We start from the raw sequence: 14,125 nt of genomic DNA, 5'->3' as shown, positions 1-14,125 counted from the left end.
GAGCCGGAGCAATCCGGCTTATTTCTTTTTCCTCGCCCGTTTCCCCAGAGTAAGGTGTGATACCCATTTATAGATGGTTCTGTAATCTTCCATTTGTGGTCTGTGTGTACCACGTTTATCTATGGGGTGTAGGAGAGTGTAATTATCAGTGCCTTTAGGGTTCTCGATAATAAAAGTAACATATTTGTCATAAACTGATTCGGCTAGCTCTTCTTTACCAACGATGTAGTCTTTTGCTTTGGTAATATCTTCTGCCCATTTTATGCATTGATCTTTAAGCGCACCGTCTCGTTGTTCACTGCGGATCTTTCCCGCTTTCCGCCGGGCATTTTTGATGTCCAGATTTTCAAATTCATTCAATGTATCACTGTCATATTGCTCTTGTGCCAAAACCGCAAAGACGAGATTAGAGGCCGCTAGGTGATATGAGGTACTATCAGACTCCATGGTTAGCCCCCATCCCCATATAGCACATGCGCTGACCAGTAAGTCATTCTTACTGCTGTCTGCCAGTGTTTCGACGATAGAATAGTGCCAAGCATCACTGCCAGACTGACAGAGTTTTTTTATGGTTACAGTAGCAACATCAATCAAATCCCATACACTTAACCTGAACAGTGCCTCTTTTCGTTCATCATCGGTTAATTTGGATACTTGCTCAGCACACCAATAGGCCGGGGAGTGGGGGTATAAACCGTTTTCGATACCATTACCAATAGAGTAATGTTTGAGTGCTGCGTTTACATTCTCAAGAATAAAAATATCATCCGACATAGTAATCACTTCCTACGATGCGTAATCCTTTGACACTTCCAGCTACCGTTAAATCACCCGTTGCTGCGCCTTTTACATATAGCCCCCACCAATCCATCATAACCCGGCGTTGTTCTAAATAAGTGGCTCGGTTATACGCTGCACGGACAGAGTTCTTTTCCCCGTGAGCCAGCACAGCTTCTATAGCATCGGGCATAAAGCCCTGCTCATTTAATGCTGTGCTGATGATTGAGCGGATACCATGAGCCGTAAGGGTATCTTGGTATCCCATGCGCTTTAGTGCCATATTTGCCGTCTGGCTGCTCATATGGGTATTTGGGGTGGATCTATGAGGAAAGACAAATTCTCTATGCCCGCTGATAGGCTTCATCACTTCAAGAATGTCTAAAGCCGGTTGGCATAAAGGTACTGTGTGAGGGCGATCCATCTTCATCGTTTCCGCGGGCACATTCCAGAGCCTGTTATCAAAGTCTATTTCTGACCAACGCGCTTTTACTGCTTCCCCCGGGCGTACAGCCGTTAATAGCTGCCACTCAATGACCAAACGTGTTTGCCGTTCTACCTGTGCAACGGAGAGTGCTTGCATTAATCCGGGGAGTTCTTCGGGTCGAATGGTAGGGTTATGTTTTTTCTTTGGTTTAGGAAATGCCTTGCTGACAGTGGTAAAAGGGTTAGCATCAATAACGCCTAAATTCATGGCATAGTCGATGATCTCTACCGTTCTTTGCGTCAGGCGTTTAATCGTTTCCAGATTGCCCCGTGCTTCAATCGGCTTGAGCACTTCCACCAGCATAGGTGCTTTGAGGCTTGATATCGGTACATCCCCGAGTTTGGGGAAAATATCTTTTTCCAGTGAGCGCCAGATATCTTTGGCGTAATCTTCACTGACAGTGGTTTTCTTCACTTCAAACCAGCGGGTAGCAATATTCCGTAAGGTGTTGCTGTTCTCTTCCTGTATTGCCGCTGCTTGCTGTTTACGCCAATCAACAGGATCAATATCTTTAGCCAGCATCGCTTTTGCTTCGTCTTTGAGTCGGCGAGCGTCAGCCAGCTTAATAGAGGGGTATTCACCAAATGCAATCATCGTGCGCTTTTGGGTGAATGGCTTGTAGTACCGGAAATACCAGAGCTTAATGCCTGATGCTTTTACGAGGAGTTCTAAATTATCCCCGTCACGGTAGATCGTGTCTTTGGGCTTACCTGTTTTGCTATCAAGTTTGGCTTTGGCATTAGATACCGTTGTAGGGGAAAGCGGCGTTATCTTCTTAGGCATCGGGCACCTCTAACCGTAGTAGTAAGTGTTCTATGGGGTAGTAGTAAGCGTTTATCGGTGTAGCTGGGCTGTTACTACTCACTTTTTACCTCTTTAACCTTGTACTGCGTCCCTCAGTGCCTAAGCGTCCATTTTGTATTTTTATATTTAAATCAATTAGTTAATGGTGATTTTTTAAGTTTTGGGACGTGTGAGAAAATATGTATGGGACAGGCTCGTCCCGCCATTTAATATTTATAAATCATATTGTTAAGTGTTTCGGGACAGCGGGACATCATTTTTTTGCAAAAACTTAACTATATATATGAGTTTCTCTTGGACACTTGGGTATTTACGTTTTGGTAGTAAGTGTTTTTGTAGTGTAGCCGACTTACTACCAAACATACTACCAAAACTATCGAGTTATAACGATACTAAACGAATACTAACGGGCAATAAAAAAGCCCTAACTCATTATGAGTTAGGGCTTTTTCTTGGGTTTTCGGTGTATTCCGATGATTTCCGAATACAAAAATGGTGGAGCTGGCGGGAGTTGAACCCGCGTCCGAAATTCCTACATCCTTGGTACTACATGCTTAGTCTGATCTTTACATTCGCTTGCCAGCTGCGGATAGACACGCCACTAACAAACTAGCCTGATTGGATTTAACGCTTCAACCCCAGGCAGGGCATCCACGCGATCTCTTTTGGGTTTGACCTCTCTTGATCCCCGTCCTAAGAGCGGAGGCTAGGGAGAGAGGGCTCTGCGCAGGTTATTAAGCTGCCAGTGCGTAGTTTTCGTCGTTTGCGACTATTGTTTTGCGGCTTTTTACGAGGCCAACCGCCCCTCGGCATGCACCTTGGGTTTCGCGAATCCCGTCGAATCCAGAATCAGCCCCAAGCGTATTAAGAGCAAGTATATCAGAATATTGAGTGATAATGCCAGTGATTAACGCCCAGAATTCTTCATAATTCTCGCTTTGTCTAATTTCCATTCACGTTCTTTGATGTCTGAACGCTTATCGTGCGCTTTTTTACCTTTTGCCACGCCAATTTTGATTTTGCACCAAGCATTTTTCCAATACATGGAAAGTGCGACGATGGTGTAACCTTCTCGATTGATTCGACCATACAGTGAATCAAGCTCGCGTTTGTTAAGTAGTAGCTTGCGTGACCGTGTCGGATCACAAACTACGTGGGAAGAAGCAACGTTTAATGGCGTAATCGTGGCACCAAAAAGATAAGCATCACCATCTTTGAGCAAAACATAACTCTCACTGATGTTAGCCTTGCCAGCGCGTAGTGATTTAACTTCCCAACCTTGTAGGGATAAGCCTGCTTCGAATTCTTCCTCAATGAAGTATTCGTGGCGGGCTCGCTTATTCATGGCAATTGTTGCCGAACCGGGTTTGTATGCTTTTTTCTTTGTCATAATGCGTTGTATTATACTGTATGCGTTAGTGAAAGAAATCTCTTCTGTATGATATTTAGCGATAAGTGCGTATTTATTGTTCTAAATGTCGTCAGGTTTTTATTTAACCATGTTTAAGTGATACTATTTAGCGCTGTTATGTTTTACAGGAAATGATATGCCACAGATTAGTCGCTCTGCGCTAGTGCCTTACAGCGTGGAACAAATGTATAAATTGGTCAACGATGTGACATCTTATCCGGATTTTTTACCGGGATGTGTGGGTAGCCGTGTACTAAGCAGTAGCAATAATGAAATGACGGCTTCCGTTGAGGTTGCTAAAGCAGGGATCAGTAAGACGTTCGTAACGCGCAATACGCTATTTGATAATCAACGCATCAGTATGCAACTTGTTGATGGGCCTTTCCGTAAGTTGATGGGAGGGTGGCATTTTACTCCGTTAAGTGAAGATGCTTGTAAGGTTGAGTTGCATCTCGATTTTGAATTTACCAACAAGTTGATTGAATTGGCCTTTGGCAAGGTATTTAAAGAGCTGGCTGGGAATATGGTTCAGGCTTTTACTCAACGTGCACGTGAGGTGTATAGTGTCTGAGATGAATATCGAAGTCGTTTATGCTCTGCCTGAACGGCAATATCTGCGTAATGTGAAAGTACCGCAAGGAGCAACCGTCGAACAGGCGATTGTAACGTCCGGCCTTTTGACATTACGTAATGATATCGATTTGGCTAAAAATAAAGTTGGTATTTATAGCCGTCCTGCCAAACTGACTGATAAGCTGGAAGAGGGAGATCGTGTAGAAATTTATCGCCCTCTGGTTGCTGATCCAAAAGAAATGCGCCGTAAACGAGCAGAGCGCGCGAAAAACAATGCGCGATAATGTCTATTTATTCGCCAGGTTCTCTACTGGCGAATAAATAAAACACACATCTCACTGATTCTCTGGCAGTGATTTTTCATCCTTGATATCAGTTAGCACACCTTGGCTATCAAAGGTAAGTGTCAGGGTTTCCTGAGTTGTTTTCCCGTGGCCTGGTTGTTGGCGGAATACGTAATACCAAGTTTGACTCCCAAACGGATCGGTCAGCATTGGTGTTCCCAAAGTGTAAGAAACTTGCTGCTGAGTCATTCCTTTATGGATTTTTGATACCGCAGCCGGCGTAAGGTAGTTCCCTTGATTAATATCAGGACGATAAACAATTCGCTCAAACATGGAGCAACCCGCAGTCAGCATAACAAGTGATACAGCAGCGGCAGTCAATAATTTACAGCGCATAGTAATTACATTCCTTTAGGATTTAGGTCGTCGATAATAATAAACATTGAAGAGATTGAAAACCTCTACGCATTTACCTATGACTGTAATTATACAAGAAAGTTGTCTCAATTTATGCCGCTAACAGTTCTTTTGCGTTAGCCAAAGTATTTTTTGTAACTTCACTCCCCGCCAAAAGCCGCGCGAGTTCTTGAAGTCGTGCTTTTTTATCCAATAGCTGCATTTGAGTTTCTGTTTCTTCGCCGTCTGTTTGCTTGCTGACATAAAAATGCTGATGCCCGCATCCTGCGACTTGAGGTAAGTGGGTGACACACATAACTTGGGTCGATTCCCCCAATTCACGTAGCAAACGCCCAACAATTGCCGCTGTTGGACCGCTGATACCTACATCAACTTCATCGAAAATCAGCGCAGGGGTTTCCATTTTTTTCGCCGTAATAACCTGGATTGCCAGTGCAATACGGGAAAGTTCACCACCTGATGCCACTTTTGCTAATGGTTGATGAGGTTGGCCGGGGTTAGTTGTGACATTGAATTCAACTTTGCTGGCTCCATCAATATTTAAATGCTCCGCTTCAAAGGCAACATCAATGGTAAAACGGCCATGAGGCATAGAAAGTTGGTGCATACTGTTCGTTATCAGTTGGCCCAATTCTGCGGCATATTTCTGGCGAATATGGTGCAATTTTTCTGCCACAGTCAGGGCTTGCTGGTAATGCAAACTGACAAGTTCACTAAGATGCGCACAATCATTTTCCTGCTGGGATAACTGATATTGCTCTTCCAACAACTGTTGATGTAATGCAGGTAACTCTTCTGGCGCAACATGGTGTTTACGGGCCATGCTGATTTGTTGGGATATTTTCTGTTCCAGTTCAAATAAACGATTGGGGTCCAGTTCCAGTTGGTCACTGTAATGACGTAACTCATCACTAACTTCATTGATTTGGATAGCAGCTTCTTCCAGCATGTTAAGCAGGCCACTGAGTTTGTGATCCATGCTGGCAAGTTCTGTCAGTTCACTACGGGCATAGCTGAGGAGGCTGACAATGTTCTGCTCATCATTATCACTTAAAATCTGGAGGATATTTTGGCTAACAGACAAAAATTGCCCGCAATTTGCTAGCCGTTTGTATTCACTATCCTGTTCTTGATAATTACCTGGCTGTGGTGACAATTCGTCCAGTTCTTTCAGGTGATATTCCAGCAATTGTTGACGTGAGCGACGTTCAAGAGCTTGTTGTTGGAATTGGGAGAGAGCCTGGCAGCTTTGGCGCCATTGCTGGTAAGCCTGTTTCATTTCTTGCTGAAGTTCGAAATCGCCCGTGTAAATATCCAGTAAGCGCCTTTGGTGACGATTTTCTAATAACAATTGGTGGGCATGTTGCCCGTGAATTTGAATTAGATGAGAACCTAGTTCACGTAATTGAGAAAGTGGTACAGCAGTGCCATTGATAAAACCGCGAGAGCGCCCATCAGCGGTAATTGTACGGCGCAGCAGGCACTCATTGTCATCATCAAAACTTCCATCAAGCTGGTGGTCTATAAGCCATTTGCGGGCAGAAGGCGCATCAGCCAGTGAAAAACAGGCACAAAGATCGGTACGCGGAGCACCCGGGCGAACCATGTTAGCTTCGCCACGATTGCCAAGACATAAACCTAATGCATCAATCGCGATGGATTTACCAGCTCCGGTTTCACCTGTGATTGCTGTCATCCCTGGGCGGAAATCAATTTCAAGTTCGCGAACGATAGCAAAGTTACTGATGGTTAATTGAGTCAGCATCGTGCTCCTCCTTCTTTTTACTGTATATAAACACGTTACTGTATAAGAACATGTTCCTGTGCATAAAAACATGTCTGTGCTTCCATACAGTATAAACTGGTTTTTTATACAGTAAAGTAGGTGAGTTCGTTTTTAGAACATTTTTTTCGACCAACCCAGTTTCGTGCTCAGTGTATTGAAGTAGTTGTAATCTTTTGGGTGAATTAAGTGCAGATTATAGTCACTGCGTTTGATGATTACTTCTTCACTATCTTGGATTGGCAGGACGATCTGGCTGTCACAACTGACTTCGTAGTCATTGCTATTTTGGGCAAATTTCAGGCGAATGCTGCTTTCGCTGCTGATAACGAGAGGGCGTGCCGAAAGCGTATGTGGAAACATCGGCACTAGCACGATAGCATCTAAGTTTGGGGTTAATATAGGCCCTCCGGCAGACAGTGAATAGGCCGTAGAGCCAGTGGGTGTTGCTATGATTAAGCCGTCTGAACGTTGAGAAAAAGCAAAACGTTCATCAATATATACTTCGAATTCAATCATGTGGGCAACTTTTCCTGGATGTAGTACGACTTCATTTAATGCAGTACTACGGCGGGATTTATGCCCGGTTTTTGTCACTTGTGCCTCAAGCAGAAAACGTTTTTCGTCTCGATATTTGCCATCTAAGACTTCGGATAGTTGCTGTAAAGCATTATCGGGATCTAAATCCGTTAAAAAGCCCAAATTGCCTCGGTTGATACCAATGACTTTGATGTTATAACGTGATAATACTCTGGTTGCACCGAGCATATTGCCATCACCACCGACAACAATCACAAGATCGGCAGTTTTACCAATTTCTGTCAATCCTCCAGTCTGAGCACCTTTTAAATTAATGTCTTTCGCAACCTGTCTATCCACAATGACACAATAACCTTTAGATACCAGCCAGTGATACAGCATTTCGTGGGTAGCCAGCGCTTCCGGGTGACGTGGACGACCGACAATACCGATGCATTTGAATTCATTATTCATTGCTGTTATTTCCTTCAGCATATGGTTTTGCCCTCACAATAATGATTGTTCCCTTGAATCCCGCGTTTTGATCCCCATAATAAGCTCAAATGGCGAAGATAATACAAAATACGCGGAGATATTCATGAGTAGTAAAGACCAAAAAGTACCTGACGGGCAAGTCGCAGAAAATACAGAAAATGTATTAGAGCAACAAATAAATGCGGAACAGGCAGATGCGCCAGAGACTGAAAACGTTGTTGATCCGCGTGTTGCTGAGTTGGAAGAACAACTGAAACAGGCTCAGGCTAATGAACGTGATGCTTTGTTGCGTGCACGTGCTGAAATCGAAAACATTCGCCGTCGTACTGAGCAGGATGTAGAAAAAGCACATAAATTTGCATTGGAAAAATTCGTCAATGAACTTCTGCCGGTCATCGACAATCTGGAACGTGCATTAGATGCGGCTGATCGTACCAATGAAGCGCTATTGCCAATGATTGAAGGTATTGAACTGACTCTGAAATCTTTTATCGATTCAGTGGGTAAGTTTGGCGTTGAAGTGGTCTGTGACACCAATGTGCCTTTCAATCCAGAAGTGCATCAGGCGATGACCATGATGGAATCAGATCAGCATGAACCTAATCAGGTTATGTTGGTGATGCAGAAAGGTTATACCTTGAATGGTCGTCTATTGCGTCCTGCAATGGTTGCTGTTTCTAAATAAAGGTTACGGTCTCTCGTGATGCAATGCCGCCATTAGAAAGGCGGCATTTTTGTAGGCAGAGATCGGTTATTGGGGCAATTGAGGTTCCCAATCTATTGGAGATAACCCTTGTGATTCCAATAAGTTGTTGGCCTGTGAAAAATGTTTACAACCTAAGAAACCACGATGGGCAGACAAAGGTGAAGGATGAGGGGCTTTTAATACATGATGGCGTCGGATATCAATGAAATGGCCTTTTTTCTGGGCATGAGATCCCCAAAGCAAGAAAATGACTCCGTTGCGATGTTCATTGATTGCTGCAATAACTTTGTCAGTGAACGTTTCCCAGCCCAAATGAGCATGAGAATGTGCGTTACCGCGCTCAACGGTGAGTACGGTATTGAGCAATAATATTCCCTGTTTTGCCCAGCTTATCAAGCAACCGTGATTTGGGCGAGTAAATCCAGCAATGTCCGATTCCAGTTCTTTGTACATATTGACGAGAGAAGGCGGTGCAGGAATACCCGGCTGTACAGAGAAAGCCAAACCGTGGGCCTGATTCGGGCCGTGGTAAGGATCTTGTCCTAAAATCACGACTTTTACATCAGCCAATTCGGTATAGCGGAATGCGTTAAAAACATCTGTTTGAGGCGGATAAATGGTTTTTCCAGCCTGACGTTCATTGGCAACATAAGCCAATGTATCAACAAAATAAGGCTGTTTCTTTTCATTGCCGATGACATCGTGCCATGTGAGAGGTGCGGACATAGCCAATCCCTTTCTAAATGATTATCAGATGACTTAAGCTTACCGATTCCCTTGGGATAGGGAAACCCTCAGATCCCAATCTGAGCTTAATTCTCAGGATGAAAATCTATTTTTATAAATTTTTTTGAAAAAACATGAAAATAATTTCATTCAATCCTGTTGTAAAAGATGATTTAAAACATAAAGTTATGAATTTATTATCAATAACCTTATGAAATTAGTTGATTACAATCAAAGAATCTTCTCATTTGTACTGGTATACAGGAAATCAGGAACGATGGTTGATTAAATTATGGTTTGACTGAATAACTAAGTTGATGATGTTGGAGGTATAAATGATTACTGGGATTCAAATTACCCAATCTGATAACGCTGCATTGATGAATTCTTTTTGGCTGTTGGATGATGAAAAAAATGAAGCGCGTTGCATCTGTGCCAAAACAGATTACGATGAAGGCCAGATTGTTGCCAAAGAGGAGTTGGGGCAATTTGAATATCGCGAGATCCCGCTGGAGGTTAAGCCGGCTGTACGTGTAGAAGGCGGGCAACATCTGAATATTAATGTACTGCGCCGCGAAACGTTGGAAGATGCAGTAAAACACCCCGAAAAGTATCCTCAACTCACTATTCGTGTATCTGGTTATGCTGTACGTTTTAACTCACTGACTCCAGAACAGCAACGTGATGTTATTGCGCGTACTTTTACAGAAAGCTTGTAATTCTTGTATCAAGCAAAACCTCTAAAGGGAGAAGTGATACTCCCTTTTTTATTTCCATGTTTTTATTATGTGAATTTATTTTGTTAATTAAAGATTAAATTTGTTTTAATATTGTTAAAAATTCTGCCGATAGAGAGTTTGGGCTTTTAAACCACCAAATTTAAATAATCTGTAGGGGAATTTTATGATTTTATCAGTTAATACCGATTTTTTCAGTGGCCTAGGGATCTATTCATCACAAGAAAATGCGCTACAACCTCAATCTAATTCTTCAGCTCAGTCACCACCTGACAAAGTTGATCACATTTCTTCCCCGAGCATTTCACTTTCAGAAAATACCAAGCAGGCTAATGCGCTCTATCAATCATTGGTTAATAACTTAAATGCCAGTGCGATGGCAGCCCCTGAATTGAAAGCCAATGATATTGCGGGAAAACAATCTAAACTGGTTGATTATACCTTGACGCTGGTTACCCGTGATGTTTATCGACAAAGTAGTTTAGGAATTGGTGATTATGTGCGCCTGTCTGATGAGGACTTATCAAAATTGGGCATTGATCCTGACACTCTGAATGATTATTCAACAGGATTTCAGGCCGGTGTATACCATAATAAAGGCTTATATATTGTCTCTTTCACAGGATCGAATGAATTAAAGGATTTTATGGTAAGTATTCGTCAAGGGCTTGGTTACAATGAAAAGCAATATAATCAAGCCGTGGAATTGGCACATAAGGCGTTAGAAGTATTTGGTGAAAATGTCATTTTCACCGGGCATTCATTGGGAGGAGGATTAGCAACCGTGGCTGCATTGGCAACTGGAAAACCAGCAGTTATTTATAATTCTGTTAGTGTTTCTGACGCTACATTGAAACATATGGGGGTATCACCCGAAGTCGCTCGTGAATTGGCTGACAGTGGCTTGATTCGCCATTATACCGTCCAGCATGATTGGCTGGGGAACTTACAAAAAACATTGCCAATTCGTCAACCGATGGGGCACGGAATAGAGCTTAAATATGAATATGAATTGGAGAGCATATGGGATGTTGTGTTGCCTAATCGATATGGCTTCCATACTTTTAAGGCGCATTTTTTGGAAGCTGTCCTCGAATTGATGGCGGAGCAAAAGCCTTGGTTGAATAATAGCAATACCATGTTGGCGTCCACGGATGTTACAGATACAGATATGACATCGCAGCAAAGTGAGCAGCATTATGCTGTGTAATATTTAGCGCTCAGTCTGCTGAAACATGGGCGAATTCATTGTATGGCTTCGCCCATATTCTACAATTGGTTATTAGTTAATCGTTGCTAGATTCAGTTAATTCTGGTCTAGGATTACTAGAAACAGCACGACGTTTACCGATATTTTTTTTGTCGCGATGACGAACTTTCACACGGTTTTTCTTCGTTTCGTCTGTTTTCTTCTTCTCTTTGCGTTTTGCTAACACTTTTTTGGATGGTTTATAGCCCTTTTTATCGCTTGGCGCTTTGGTTTGTGGGCGAAGCTCATCAACTACTCGTATTTTCAAAGGTTCGCTGAGGTAACGGCTGATTTTGCCCAAAAGTGGGTGATCGTGTGCTTCAACCAGAGCAATGGCTGTTCCTTTACGACCTGCGCGAGCAGTACGACCAATACGATGCAAGTAAACATCCGCGGTACGAGGCAAATCGAAGTTAAAAACGTGGCTGACATCCTCGATATCCAATCCACGGGAAGCAACGTCGGTTGCGACCAGGACTTTGACTTTACCATCATTCAAGCGTTTTACGGCATCGGTACGCTTGGCTTGCACCATTTCACCTTCAAGGAAACCCGCTTGAATGCCCGCCTGGTTCAGCCAATCGACAAGTTCGCGGACACGCTCTCGTTTGCGCACGAAAACAATAGATTTCGTCACTTCAGGTTGCTGGAGAAGGTGACACAGCACAGCTGTTTTATGTTCTAACGAATCAGCCCGATAGTAAAATTGCTGAATTTTCTTGCGCTCACGGCGAGAAGGTTCGGCATCGATCTCAACAGGATCAGTTAACAGGCGCTCGGCAAAATCACGGATGGATTCCCCTTCCAGGGTTGCGGAGAATAACAACGTTTGTTTACGCCAGCGGGTTTCACCTGCAATCGTTTCGACATCGTTGGCGAATCCCATATCCAACATGCGATCAGCTTCATCAAGGATCAGCGTTTCCACTGCACGGCAGTCGAAATTTTCTTCTTTGATGTATTGCAACAGACGCCCTGTCGTTGCGACAACAATATCCTGATTCTCACTGAATACTTCCGCGTGATTCATATAGGCAACACCACCAGTGATTGTGGCGATGTCCAAATGTGTATGGGCCGCCAGTTCTTTTGCCTGTTCTGCAACCTGCATTGCCAGTTCACGGGTTGGCGTCAAAATCAGGATACGTGGAGGCCCCGATTTTTTGCGAGGAAAATCCAGTAAATGTTGCAGTACTGGCAGTAGGTAAGCAGCGGTCTTACCGGTACCTGTTGGCGCTGAGCCTAATACATCACGGCCGTCCATAGCCGCAGGAATGGCTGTTGCCTGAATGGCGGTCGGGCGTTCGTAGCCTTTGTCGTTCAGTGCTTCAAGCAGGGATTCATCAAGTTCGAATTCGGAAAAATTTGTCGCAGTCATCATATACCTCTGTTTGGGGCGCCGATTATAAACAGGTTAGGCGCATTCTTCATCCTATAAAAGCATCTAATAAGTAGGTTGCTTTTATCCGTCGGCCATAAGATTTATGCTATGACAAATTCTAATTTCAGCAGATATAGGTCATGGCATCGATACAGAAACCCGTTTTTCGCCGCGGTGGTTTTACATTTAAACAGTTTTTTGTTGGACATGATAAATGTGCGATGAAAGTCGGAACGGATGGTGTGTTGTTGGGAACCTGGGCGCCAGTATATAACAGGAAAAGATGTCTGGATATTGGATGTGGCAGTGGTTTGATTGCGTTGATGATAGCCCAACGTACAAACGAAGATACCGTTATTGATGCGGTGGAGCTGGATGGCTTTGCTGCAATGCAGGCAGTGGATAATGTACAGCAATCACCGTGGCCTTCCCGTATTAGGGTATATCAGCAGGATATTCATGATTTCGTGCGACAACATGTGCAACAAAATGAATTGCGGAAAATTAACTTTCAATACGATTTGATTGTTAGTAATCCTCCTTACTTTGAGCCGGCTATTGCATGTCGAAATGAAGCTCGCAATCAGGCTCGCTATACGGAGTCATTGACGCATCAGGGGTTATTGGCGTGTGTAGGGGCATTGATTACGCCGACAGGGTTATTTTGCCTGGTACTCCCTTATGAAATTGGTGAACAATTTGAAAAAATGGCGTCAGATTTGGGATGGTTTACCCATTTCCGCGTCAATATTCGTGACAGGCAAGATAAGCCGTTGCATCGTCTATTACTGGGATTGTCACGGCAAGAACAGGACATCCAGGTGAGTGAATTAACGATTCGTTCCTCTGATGACACATATTCAGACGACTTTCGTCAGTTAATAACAGATTTTTATCTTTATTATTGATGATGTTAGCACTATTGAGATGGCAAATTGGATTTTTCGGTATAATAAAACAAAGGTTTTCTTTTTCTCAGTTTAAAATCGCGTGTCCTGTGAAATAGCGGCTATGATTTAGAAAAGTGCAATACGAAAATAACAGGTGGTTGTAATCAAAATTACAACTAAAGTTGAACTTCACAGTGAACTGATACTCAAAGTCATGCTTGTTCGGGAAATCAGAACATCATATTGGTTTAATTTAAGTATAAATGTGGAGTTTTACCTCAGGAGAGTGAACCTCGGATGAGCGAGCAGTTAACGGATCAAATGCTGATTGAACGCGTCCAGAAGGGCGACCAAAAGGCATTTAATTTGCTGGTGATGAGATACCAGCATAAAGTAGCGAGCCTGATTGCTCGTTACGTACCTCAAAGCGACGTTCCCGATGTTGCTCAGGAGGTTTTCATTAAGACTTATCGGGCACTTTCTTCTTTCCGGGGTGATAGTGCATTTTATACATGGCTGTACCGTATTGCCGTTAATACTGCGAAAAATTATTTGGTTGCTCAGGGGCGCCGTCCACCATCCAATGATCTGGATGCCAACGATGCAGAAAATTATGATACGTCAAGTTCATTAAAAGAAATTTCGAACCCTGAGAACTTAATGTTGTCTGAAGAATTAAAGGAAGTGGTTTTCCGCACTATTGAATCGCTTCCAGAAGATTTGAGGATAGCGATCACGTTGAGGGAGTTGGATGGATTGAGCTATGAAGAGATAGCCGACATCATGGAATGTCCTGTAGGCACCGTGCGCTCACGAATTTTTCGGGCAAGGGAAGCAATTGATAATAAAGTTCAACCACTTATCCAACAATAAATAGTGGAAAACA

Annotated in this window: 15 protein-coding genes and 1 other RNA gene; 7 read left to right on the top strand and 9 right to left on the bottom strand. The window is 43.3% G+C overall.

The annotated features are described in order from the left end of the window. Positions 1-18: 18 nt before the first annotated feature. The 4 genes from Xets_RS05270 to smpB form a co-directional block, all read right to left on the bottom strand. On the bottom strand, positions 19-774 hold the full coding sequence (locus Xets_RS05270; protein ID WP_187651265.1) for a hypothetical protein: 756 nt from the start codon (positions 772-774) through the stop codon (positions 19-21). Next, positions 764-2,047 (bottom strand): integrase domain-containing protein, encoded by a 1,284-nt coding sequence (locus tag Xets_RS05265; protein ID WP_187651264.1) that lies wholly within the window; start codon positions 2,045-2,047, stop codon positions 764-766. The genes Xets_RS05270 and Xets_RS05265 overlap by 11 nt, the downstream gene beginning before the upstream one ends. 514 nt (positions 2,048-2,561) lie before the next feature. After that, positions 2,562-2,925, bottom strand: a transfer-messenger RNA (tmRNA) gene (gene ssrA / locus Xets_RS05260). Between the two features lie 50 nt (positions 2,926-2,975). Continuing rightward, a complete protein-coding gene (gene smpB, locus Xets_RS05255; protein WP_047768254.1) occupies positions 2,976-3,458 on the bottom strand; it encodes an SsrA-binding protein SmpB in 483 nt (160 codons plus the stop codon). A gap of 157 nt (positions 3,459-3,615) precedes the next feature. On the opposite strand from smpB, the gene Xets_RS05250 reads away from it, so the two are divergent. Both Xets_RS05250 and Xets_RS05245 read left to right on the top strand, forming a co-directional pair. Continuing rightward, positions 3,616-4,050, top strand: coding sequence for a type II toxin-antitoxin system RatA family toxin (locus Xets_RS05250; RefSeq protein WP_208638605.1), 435 nt, complete (start codon positions 3,616-3,618; stop codon positions 4,048-4,050). Continuing rightward, entirely contained in the window at positions 4,043-4,336 is a 294-nt protein-coding gene (locus Xets_RS05245; RefSeq protein ID WP_099132144.1) for an RnfH family protein, read from the top strand. The genes Xets_RS05250 and Xets_RS05245 overlap by 8 nt, the downstream gene beginning before the upstream one ends. A gap of 51 nt (positions 4,337-4,387) precedes the next feature. On the opposite strand, the gene bamE is transcribed toward Xets_RS05245, so the two are convergent. The 3 genes from bamE to nadK form a co-directional block, all read right to left on the bottom strand. Next, positions 4,388-4,732, bottom strand: a complete 345-nt coding sequence (gene bamE / locus Xets_RS05240; RefSeq protein WP_099132143.1) for an outer membrane protein assembly factor BamE — start codon at positions 4,730-4,732, stop codon at positions 4,388-4,390. Between the two features lie 112 nt (positions 4,733-4,844). Continuing rightward, positions 4,845-6,518, bottom strand: coding sequence for a DNA repair protein RecN (gene recN / locus Xets_RS05235; RefSeq protein ID WP_099132142.1), 1,674 nt, complete (start codon positions 6,516-6,518; stop codon positions 4,845-4,847). Positions 6,519-6,650: 132 nt separating this feature from the next. Beyond that, a complete protein-coding gene (gene nadK, locus Xets_RS05230) occupies positions 6,651-7,529 on the bottom strand; it encodes an NAD(+) kinase (protein ID WP_099132141.1) in 879 nt (292 codons plus the stop codon). A gap of 124 nt (positions 7,530-7,653) precedes the next feature. Between nadK and grpE the strand changes: the two genes are divergently transcribed. After that, entirely contained in the window at positions 7,654-8,235 is a 582-nt protein-coding gene (grpE, locus tag Xets_RS05225; RefSeq protein ID WP_099132140.1) for a nucleotide exchange factor GrpE, read from the top strand. A 66-nt stretch (positions 8,236-8,301) separates the two neighbouring features. On the opposite strand, the gene ung is transcribed toward grpE, so the two are convergent. Continuing rightward, positions 8,302-8,982 (bottom strand): uracil-DNA glycosylase, encoded by a 681-nt coding sequence (ung, locus tag Xets_RS05220; RefSeq protein WP_099132139.1) that lies wholly within the window; start codon positions 8,980-8,982, stop codon positions 8,302-8,304. Positions 8,983-9,317: 335 nt separating this feature from the next. Between ung and grcA the strand changes: the two genes are divergently transcribed. Together grcA and Xets_RS05210 are read left to right on the top strand one after the other, a co-directional pair. Next, complete coding sequence (gene grcA / locus Xets_RS05215; protein WP_099132138.1) at positions 9,318-9,701, top strand: autonomous glycyl radical cofactor GrcA; 384 nt, start codon at positions 9,318-9,320, stop codon at positions 9,699-9,701. 184 nt (positions 9,702-9,885) lie between these two features. Further along, positions 9,886-10,929, top strand: a complete 1,044-nt coding sequence (locus Xets_RS05210) for a phospholipase (RefSeq protein WP_244208824.1) — start codon at positions 9,886-9,888, stop codon at positions 10,927-10,929. 76 nt (positions 10,930-11,005) lie between these two features. Here Xets_RS05210 and srmB read toward each other — a convergent pair whose 3' ends face one another. Next, positions 11,006-12,346, bottom strand: a complete 1,341-nt coding sequence (gene srmB, locus Xets_RS05205) for an ATP-dependent RNA helicase SrmB (RefSeq protein ID WP_187651283.1) — start codon at positions 12,344-12,346, stop codon at positions 11,006-11,008. Positions 12,347-12,489: 143 nt separating this feature from the next. Here srmB and Xets_RS05200 point away from each other — a divergent pair, with 143 nt between their 5' ends. Both Xets_RS05200 and rpoE read left to right on the top strand, forming a co-directional pair. Continuing rightward, positions 12,490-13,257, top strand: coding sequence for a tRNA1(Val) (adenine(37)-N6)-methyltransferase (locus tag Xets_RS05200; protein WP_099132136.1), 768 nt, complete (start codon positions 12,490-12,492; stop codon positions 13,255-13,257). Positions 13,258-13,536: 279 nt separating this feature from the next. Then, positions 13,537-14,112: an RNA polymerase sigma factor RpoE gene (gene rpoE / locus Xets_RS05195; RefSeq protein ID WP_099132135.1), complete on the top strand. Its 576-nt coding sequence runs from the start codon at positions 13,537-13,539 to the stop codon at positions 14,110-14,112. Positions 14,113-14,125: the final 13 nt, after the last annotated feature.

The organism is Xenorhabdus sp. TS4, from assembly GCF_014467265.1.
In the GTDB taxonomy this organism is placed as follows: domain Bacteria; phylum Pseudomonadota; class Gammaproteobacteria; order Enterobacterales; family Enterobacteriaceae; genus Xenorhabdus; species Xenorhabdus ehlersii.
This window is presented reverse-complemented; position numbering and strand designations above follow the sequence as displayed.

What these genes read in the sequence shown, in the direction of transcription:
- smpB (WP_047768254.1), bottom strand. Translation starts at nt 3,458, where the DNA reads ATGACAAAGAAAAAAGCATACAAACCCGGTTCGGCAACAATTGCCATG.
- nadK (WP_099132141.1), bottom strand. Translation starts at nt 7,529, where the DNA reads ATGAATAATGAATTCAAATGCATCGGTATTGTCGGTCGTCCACGTCAC.
- Xets_RS05250 (WP_208638605.1), top strand. Translation starts at nt 3,616, where the DNA reads ATGCCACAGATTAGTCGCTCTGCGCTAGTGCCTTACAGCGTGGAACAA.
- grcA (WP_099132138.1), top strand. Translation starts at nt 9,318, where the DNA reads ATGATTACTGGGATTCAAATTACCCAATCTGATAACGCTGCATTGATG.
- bamE (WP_099132143.1), bottom strand. Translation starts at nt 4,732, where the DNA reads ATGCGCTGTAAATTATTGACTGCCGCTGCTGTATCACTTGTTATGCTG.
- rpoE (WP_099132135.1), top strand. Translation starts at nt 13,537, where the DNA reads ATGAGCGAGCAGTTAACGGATCAAATGCTGATTGAACGCGTCCAGAAG.
- Xets_RS05210 (WP_244208824.1), top strand. Translation starts at nt 9,886, where the DNA reads ATGATTTTATCAGTTAATACCGATTTTTTCAGTGGCCTAGGGATCTAT.
- recN (WP_099132142.1), bottom strand. Translation starts at nt 6,518, where the DNA reads ATGCTGACTCAATTAACCATCAGTAACTTTGCTATCGTTCGCGAACTT.
- srmB (WP_187651283.1), bottom strand. Translation starts at nt 12,346, where the DNA reads ATGACTGCGACAAATTTTTCCGAATTCGAACTTGATGAATCCCTGCTT.
- Xets_RS05270 (WP_187651265.1), bottom strand. Translation starts at nt 774, where the DNA reads ATGTCGGATGATATTTTTATTCTTGAGAATGTAAACGCAGCACTCAAA.
- Xets_RS05265 (WP_187651264.1), bottom strand. Translation starts at nt 2,047, where the DNA reads ATGCCTAAGAAGATAACGCCGCTTTCCCCTACAACGGTATCTAATGCC.
- ung (WP_099132139.1), bottom strand. Translation starts at nt 8,982, where the DNA reads ATGTCCGCACCTCTCACATGGCACGATGTCATCGGCAATGAAAAGAAA.
- grpE (WP_099132140.1), top strand. Translation starts at nt 7,654, where the DNA reads ATGAGTAGTAAAGACCAAAAAGTACCTGACGGGCAAGTCGCAGAAAAT.
- Xets_RS05200 (WP_099132136.1), top strand. Translation starts at nt 12,490, where the DNA reads ATGGCATCGATACAGAAACCCGTTTTTCGCCGCGGTGGTTTTACATTT.